This window comes from Allosalinactinospora lopnorensis (genome assembly GCF_000981225.1).
GTDB classification, from domain to species: Bacteria; Actinomycetota; Actinomycetes; order Streptosporangiales; family Streptosporangiaceae; genus Allosalinactinospora; species Allosalinactinospora lopnorensis.
The window spans coordinates 1-6,987 of sequence record NZ_LAJC01000130.1; the positions used below are offsets into that span (position 1 = coordinate 1).

General features: G+C 68.9%; 9 protein-coding genes and 1 pseudogene. 6 read left to right on the forward strand and 4 right to left on the reverse strand.

Annotation, left to right across the window (positions count from 1 at the left end; translation table 11 throughout):
- The first annotated feature begins 185 nt into the window (after window positions 1–185).
- On the forward strand, window positions 186–1,259 hold the full coding sequence (locus tag VS93_RS25495; RefSeq protein ID WP_046472395.1) for a permease: 1,074 nt from the start codon (window positions 186–188) through the stop codon (window positions 1,257–1,259).
- Window positions 1,256–1,993, forward strand: coding sequence for a TIGR03943 family putative permease subunit (locus VS93_RS25500; protein WP_046472396.1), 738 nt, complete (start codon window positions 1,256–1,258; stop codon window positions 1,991–1,993). The genes VS93_RS25495 and VS93_RS25500 overlap by 4 nt, the downstream gene beginning before the upstream one ends.
- Window positions 1,994–2,112: 119 nt before the next feature.
- Here the strand turns inward: VS93_RS25500 and VS93_RS25505 are convergent, their stop codons facing one another.
- Window positions 2,113–2,517 (reverse strand): SSI family serine proteinase inhibitor, encoded by a 405-nt coding sequence (locus VS93_RS25505; RefSeq protein WP_052746003.1) that lies wholly within the window; start codon window positions 2,515–2,517, stop codon window positions 2,113–2,115.
- Between the two features lie 231 nt (window positions 2,518–2,748).
- On the opposite strand from VS93_RS25505, the gene rpsR reads away from it, so the two are divergent.
- Complete coding sequence (gene rpsR / locus VS93_RS25510; RefSeq protein ID WP_046472397.1) at window positions 2,749–2,943, forward strand: 30S ribosomal protein S18; 195 nt, start codon at window positions 2,749–2,751, stop codon at window positions 2,941–2,943.
- A gap of 42 nt (window positions 2,944–2,985) precedes the next feature.
- Here rpsR and VS93_RS25515 read toward each other — a convergent pair whose 3' ends face one another.
- Together VS93_RS25515 and rpmB are read right to left on the reverse strand one after the other, a co-directional pair.
- A complete protein-coding gene (locus VS93_RS25515) occupies window positions 2,986–3,735 on the reverse strand; it encodes a hypothetical protein (RefSeq protein ID WP_046472398.1) in 750 nt (249 codons plus the stop codon).
- Window positions 3,736–3,854: 119 nt separating this feature from the next.
- Window positions 3,855–4,088 (reverse strand): annotated as a pseudogene (gene rpmB, locus VS93_RS32225) (50S ribosomal protein L28); the annotation flags it as partial.
- A 246-nt stretch (window positions 4,089–4,334) separates the two neighbouring features.
- Between rpmB and panD the strand changes: the two are divergent.
- The 3 genes from panD (at window position 4,335) to VS93_RS25530 (ending at window position 5,853) form a co-directional block, all read left to right on the forward strand.
- Window positions 4,335–4,766, forward strand: a complete 432-nt coding sequence (panD, locus tag VS93_RS25520; protein ID WP_046472399.1) for an aspartate 1-decarboxylase — start codon at window positions 4,335–4,337, stop codon at window positions 4,764–4,766.
- A 76-nt stretch (window positions 4,767–4,842) separates the two neighbouring features.
- Window positions 4,843–5,079: a hypothetical protein gene (locus tag VS93_RS25525; protein WP_046472400.1), complete on the forward strand. Its 237-nt coding sequence runs from the start codon at window positions 4,843–4,845 to the stop codon at window positions 5,077–5,079.
- A gap of 48 nt (window positions 5,080–5,127) precedes the next feature.
- Complete coding sequence (locus VS93_RS25530) at window positions 5,128–5,853, forward strand: DsbA family protein (protein WP_082127202.1); 726 nt, start codon at window positions 5,128–5,130, stop codon at window positions 5,851–5,853.
- Between the two features lie 27 nt (window positions 5,854–5,880).
- Here VS93_RS25530 and VS93_RS25535 read toward each other — a convergent pair whose 3' ends face one another.
- On the reverse strand, window positions 5,881–6,747 hold the full coding sequence (locus VS93_RS25535) for a (2Fe-2S)-binding protein (protein WP_046472402.1): 867 nt from the start codon (window positions 6,745–6,747) through the stop codon (window positions 5,881–5,883).
- Window positions 6,748–6,987: the final 240 nt, after the last annotated feature.

Below are 6,987 nucleotides of genomic sequence, written 5' to 3' on the forward strand. Positions count from 1 at the left end.
CCCCGCGGAGGCGGGCACGCGACCCGGGCGCTCCGGCGCCCGGTCGGCCCCCGGGCTCGCCGTTGCCGGAGCGTGGCGTGCCGGGCATCCCCCGCTTCCATATCCGCTCGTCGATATATGCGAAGAACGAAAACCGCTGCAGGTAGGATGCGGCGGAATCCACCAGCTACGACGAGGTTGCGAGCGTGTCCGGACGGCCGACGGGAACCGCCCCCACGGGGAAACCCTCCCTTGGAGATTCCCTGGTCAGCGATTTCGACGACAGGAACGACGAGCTTCCTCCCTCCGATTGGGGGCGACCGCGCGGACCGCGGCGCACCGCGACCGTGTGGTTGTTCGCCCTCTTCATCGCGGGCATGGCGTTCGCCCACTCGTGGTACACCGACGACCTCACCAACGACGCGTTCCTGGCGTGGGCGACCATCTTCACCGCGATCAGCCTGCAGGCGATGCCCTTCCTGATCTTCGGTATCGCGTTGTCGTCGGCGCTCACCGCGTTCGTGCCGGCCTCGTTCTACCAGCGGATCATCCCCACCAGGACCAGCGCCTCCGTGCCGGTGGCGGGGGCGGCCGGAGGGATCCTTCCCGGCTGCGAATGCGCGTCGGTACCTCTCGCCGGGGGGTTGATCAGGCGCGGGGTGGCCCCCGCGGCGGCGCTGACGTTCCTGCTGTCAGCCCCGGCGATCAACCCCGTCGTCCTGGTGGCGACGGGTGTGGCGTTCGCCGGGCAGTTGGAGATGGTCGCGGCCCGGTTCCTGGCGTCCTTCGGCGCGGCCGTGGTGATCGGCTGGGTGTGGGCGCGCTTCGGTAGGACCGACTGGCTGCGCATGCGCCCGCAGCACCACGACCCCTCGGCGTCCAAGTGGGCCGTGTTCCGTGACTCGATGATGCACGACCTGATGCACGCCGGCGGTTACCTGGTCGTGGGCGCGGCGGCCGCCGGAACCCTGAACGTGATCGTGCCGCGCGGGTGGATCCTCACCGTCGCCGACTTGCCGATCATTTCGGTGCTGGTCATGGCGGCACTGGCGATCCTGCTCTCCATCTGCTCGGAGGCCGACGCGTTCGTCGCGGCCAGTCTCACCGACTTCTCGCCCACGGCCATGCTCGCCTTCATGGTGGTGGGGCCGATGGTCGACCTGAAACTCATCGCCCTCCAGGCCGGAACATTCGGCTGGAAGTTCGTGTGGCGCTTCGTCCCCCTCACGCTCGGCATGGCGCTGCTGTTCACGTTCGTGATCGGAGGATTGCTGCTGTGAACCGGATCGCACAGGGACTGGTAGCGGTGCTGCTGGGTGCTGCTGTCCTGGGCAGCGCACTCTCGGGCCTCTACGTCAACTATGTGAAGGCGCTGTTCCAGCCGTTCCTCGTTCTCACGGGTATCGTCCTGGTCGGACTGGGCGTCTGGGTCGTCCTGGCCGACCTGCGGGCCGGTGCCAACGAGGACGGGACCGGTACGGGACACGACGACCATGACGGGCACGGCCACGACCATTCGCGCGCGCCGTGGGTGGCATGGCTGCTGGTGCTCCCCGCGGTCTCGGTGTTCGTGATCGCTCCGCCGGCCCTGGGATCCTACTCGGCGGCCGAGACGACGGCCACCTCGGCCGGGAGCACCAGGGACTCCTCCTTAGACGAGCTGGACGGCGGCCCCGGCCCGGTCGAAATGAAACTGCAGGAGTTCGTGATGCGGGCCTGGACCGACGAGAACCGGGAGATGGCCGGCCGCGAGATCGAGCTGACCGGGTTCGCCACCCCGAACCCCGACGGCGAGGGCTGGTATCTCGCCCGGTTGCAGATGGCCTGCTGCGCCGCGGACGCGGTCGTCAACCGGGTCCTCATCACCGACGAACCGGAGCCGGAGGAGGACAGCTGGTGGACGGTCCGCGGCACGTGGGTGGAGCCCGAGGGGGACCTGGAGAGCGTCCAGGATCACCGCTTCGCCGTCGACGAGATGACCGAGGTGGACAACCCGCCCGACCCCTACGAGTAGCCCGAAGAGGCGGGGCCCGCACCGCCGCCGGCGGTGCGGGGTGCGCGAATGCGCACATAGGGCGGCGGTCCGGCACCGGCGGACCCTAGATCTCTGCTACCGGGTCTAACAAACCATCACTAGAGGTCGAAGACCCCGCTGCTCTCCCTGATGGCCAGGCACGGGTTGTCAAAGGTCTCCCGGTAGTCCACCGGTTCCGCGAACCAGCGGCCCTTGGCCGTGGCGGTGGTCGGCCGGTACTCCATCGTGCAGACCCCGCCTGAGGACGACAAGTCGCCGAACCGTCCGTCGACCCGGTCGAGAGCCGCGCAGGCCGCCTCGGCGCGAGAATGGAAGCCGCCGGACGGATGGCAGGTCAGGGTGGTCTCCGCGGGCCCCCGGCCGCCGCCGTCCCATTCGACCGAGAGGTACAGCGCCGCTCCCGGGGACTGGTGCGCCTGCGCGGCCGGTACCACCAGCAGGAGCCCGGCGCCCGCGGCCAGAAGAGCCGGGCGGACGACCGACATCAGTTGCCGCATCTGCATGCACGCCCCCTTTTTTTCGAATGCCTCCCCGCAGTCCGGTACGGCGAAAACACGGCGGAGGGGAGGGGCCGCCACGCTGTCTCCGGAAGCGGGCCCTCGGCCTCCGCCGCGCCAACGGCAACGGCGAGAGGGGCGACTCAGGGCGATGTCTTCGAAGGCGCGTTCAGGGAGAGGTGTGCGGGATGTAATATAACGATTATCGTTTTCAATCAAGGAAGTCGAGATCCACTGATGCCAGCCGATTACGTCGACTTCAAAGATGTCGACCTGCTGCGCACCTTCATATCGGACAGGGGCAAGATCCGCAGCCGCCGCGTCACCAGGGTGACGGCGCGCCAGCAGCGCCTGACCGCCCGCGCGATCAAGAACGCCCGCGAGATGGCACCGCTGCCCTACCCCGTCCAACGGCGCCCGGGCAGGAACTAAAGCCTCCTCGGCGGTGGGCGCCCGCCGCGGGGGGCGCACGGTTCAGGGCAGCAGCCCCCGTGTGATGACGTCGTCGCTCAGGGCGCGGGAGAGCTCTTCGAGGTCGCCGATATGACCGGTGTGGCCGGTGCGGGTGCGCAGCTCGCGGCGCAGGGCGCTGATCACGGCGTCGCTGCGCAGCGCGTCCGCGAGCGCCGCGGGTGCCAGTGCCTCGCGCCATTCGCGCAGGTCGTCCAGGCGTCCGTGCTCAACGGCTTCCTTGGTCAGATGGAACAGCATGTCGACGGCGACCGGCCGCCCATCATCGTTCAGCAGGTCGGCCTCGAGGATCAGCCGCGTGCTCGACGCGTCGCCGTCCCCCAGGTGGTAGACCTGCCACAGCCGGCCGTTGGTCAGGACCACCCATTCGACGCCCTCGTCGGCGGCCTGCATACGCGCCTGCCGGAGGTTCCGGGTGTCGAGGTTCTGCCCGCAGGGTTTGACTTCGACGAATGCGAACAGCTGATCGCTGATCAGAATTCCGTAATCCACCGATCCGCCGGTGGTGCGATATTCGGTCGTCAGTTCGCCGTACTTGCTGTAATTCAGGCCGTAACTGAGAAAGTCGGCGACCAGAATCTGGGTGTCGCCTTGATTGGCATCCCTTTCGACCAGGTCGGACAGGGGGTCGGAGAAGCGTCCCGCGGCCGCGGCCAGCCGCTCCCGCGCGTCCGTCTCCCACTGCGGTGGGGAGTCCGATTCGAAGGTGAATTCACCTGTTCTGGTCATGATCTGCGTCGCGTCCGGATCCATTTATATCCGTTCCGTGCAATTCCGACCCGCCGCCGGACTCCCCGAACAAACGCTGCCGAGTGAAAACGATAACTCTCGGGCCGGTGGTTTGTAAAACGGCGCGGCGCGGGCCCGGGCCGGACCTTCTCCCCGCGGGCCCGGATGCCGGCGGCGACGCTCTCGATGCCGCGCCTGTCGATGATCCTCATGCCTTTGGCGCTGACGCGCAGCCGGAAGAAACGCTGTTCGCTGGGCAGCCAGTAGCGCTTCCTCTGGATATTGGGGTCGAAGCGGCGCCTGGTGCGCCGTTGGGAGTGCGAGACGTTGTTGCCGAAGGCGGGGTGTCTGCCCGTTACCTGGCATAGGCGGGACATGGCGGATCCTCCTGCCGGACGCTGCGTCGCTGGTCGGAGGCATTCTGCCTACAATGATAACCGTTTTCATTATCGCGGTGCCCCGCGCGTCCGGGACGCGGGAACAACACCGCGCCCCGCGACGTTGCCCCTTCGGCGCCACCCCGGACGTCTCGAGCGCCGCCGGAGGCGCCATCATGGGGAGATCACGGGACCCTTCCCCAGGGCCTGTAGACCTTTGTGCATCCCGAAACGAGGAATCAGACCGTGCAGCGTACCCTCATCAACGGCAAGATCCACCGTGCAACGGTGACTCAGGCCGATCTGCACTACGTCGGGTCGATCACCATCGACGCCGACCTCATGGAAGCGGCCGATCTCGTCGACGGGGAGCAGGTCCACGTCGTCGACATCGACAACGGCAGCCGTCTGGTGACCTACGCCATCACCGGGGAGCGGGGCAGCGGCGTCATCGGTATCAATGGGGCCGCGGCCCATCTCGTCAGCCCCGGCGACCTGGTCATCATCATGGCCTATGCCGTCGTCGACGAGACCGAGCGCGCGAGCCACGTTCCGCACATCGTGCACGTCGACGCCGAGAACCGGATCGTCGATCTGGGCGACGACCCCGCCGAACCGGTTCCCGGTTCGGGCCTGCTCTCAGGAGCCGGCCAAACGCGGCCGCGCGAGAGGGTCTGAGCCCCAGGCGTCCAACCGCGAGTGGCCACATCCGGTCCGGTCAGCCGGAACCCCAACGGGGTAAGCACCATTCGACATGGGTGCACCCGAGGACGACGACCAGCGACGTCAGGTTGCCGCGTACATTGAGTGGCAGAAACAGGAGGCATGGCTGGTTCTTTGGGGGCCCTACACCCGCCGCTACTGGGCGTACGCACGCTGGCCGCTTCCGCCCGGCGGTGCGGTGGTCTCCGCTCCCGACCCCGACACGCTCTATGCCGAGATGCGCCGTGTCGAACGCGAACACGGTTTCCTGCGCTGGCGCTACGGATAACCCGCCCCTGCAAGGGGTCTAGGGTGGAGCCGCTGGTCGAGGGGGAGTATGGCTGAGGGAATGCACCGGGTGCGCGCGGTGGTCCGGCGCGGGGAGTTCCGGTGGCTCGCGGTTCTGGCGGGCGCGTTCGTCCTGCTGCTCATGGGGCTGCTGACGCGCACCGGTGACAGCGGCGACCCGGTGCCGGCCACCACGCCGCTTGCGGAGGAGGGCGCCGAGTCCGCACCGGAGCCCGAGATCACGGGGCCCTCACCGGAACCGGTCGCCGCCGAGCTGTCCCTGGGCTCCGCGGACGCCTCCGTCACCATGGTCGTGTTCAGTGATTACCAGTGTTCCTACTGCGCGGAGTTCGCGACCGAACGGCTCCCCGAACTCGTCGGCACCTACGTCGAGCCGGGAACGCTGCGGGTCCAGTGGCGGGACTACCCCTACAAGGGGCAGGCGTCGACCGATGCCGCTGTCGCGGCCCGCGCGGCCGGCGAGCAGGGCGCCTACTGGGAGTACCATGACGCGCTGTTCGAGCAGGCGCCCGACGCCGATCTCTCCCGCGCCGCGCTCGTGGCGACCGCCGGCGACATCGGGCTCGACACAGCGGAGTTCGAGGCCGCGCTCGACGATCCGCGGATCGCCGACCGCGTCGAGGCCGATCTCGAGTTCGGGATAGGGCTGGGGATCCCCGGCACGCCCGCTTTCCTCATCGACGGTGAGGCGTTCTTCGGCGCCCAGCCGCTGGCGGAGTTCGAGAAGGCGATCGAGGCCGCGGCCCGGTCGTGACTCCGCGGGGAGCGCGCGTGCGCCCGGCTATGGGGCGAGGGCGGGGTCGCGCAGCCACTCGTGGAGCTCCTCCCGGCGGTCGGTGTCGGGCTTGAGCGGGCAGGTGGTGCAGAACCCGTGTTCCGGGTCGGCCTTGTACTCGAAGCAGCAGGTGCCGCGGACCGCCCAGGTGCCGCGCGGGTGCTCCGCGCAGAACGGGAAGATCCGCGGCCGGGCGCGGGTCACCGCCCCGGCGACGATCAGTTCTTCACCGAAGCGGCTGGCGCGCGCCCAAGCCGCCCCGGCGTCGTGGCCGAGGAACCGGGCCGGGTTGAGCATGTAGAAGTGCAGGGTGTCGAGCACCCATCCCCACAGGGTGCGCAGGCCTATGCGGGTGTGCCGGGAGACGGCGTCGAGGAGGGGGGAGAACGTCCGCACCATGTGCTCGGCGGCCAGCCGCTCCAGCGCCGCCTCGTCGGCCACCACCACGGCGTCGGGGTGGTCGGCTGCGGGGTCGTCGGGCAGAACCGCGATCGCGGTGCTGGTCACGGTGGGGGCGCCGAAGTTCGCGTCGGACAGCCACGGGAACCAGAGGTGCTCTTGGTCCAGAAGGGGGGCGCGGCCGGTCAGGTAGATGCCGGCGGACACCATGAAGATGGGCTCGCGCAGCAGGGCGCGCAGGAAATGCGTGGTGTCCGGAAGCTTGTGCCCGGGACCGTGCCGCGCGGTGTACTGGTCGAAGAGTGTCCGCACCGCGCCTTCGACGACCATCAGGTCGGCGCGGTACCACTGCTCGGTGCATCGGCGTTCGGACACGGAGCGGATCTCGGCGCTGCGGATGTCGGGCAGCGGCGCGAACTTCAACGGAGCACAGGCGTCGACCAGCGCTTGCATCGGGTGCTGGGGCAAGGCCATGTGCTGGAACAACCTTCCTGCGCCGGAGATCGTGCGCGGATGGCCGCGGCACGCGTACAGACCCGGGTGGCCGTGCCGATGTCCGGATACCGGGCGGCTCGAACAACTCCGATTCGTTAGATGAGGCTACCCTAACGGATGCTTGGATGGCAATCGCGGCCGGGGTATGGCAACGCCGTGGAAAAGGGGCGTGACCTGTGGCCCCGGCCGCGCCGGCCGCGCCGGCCGCGCCTGGCCTCG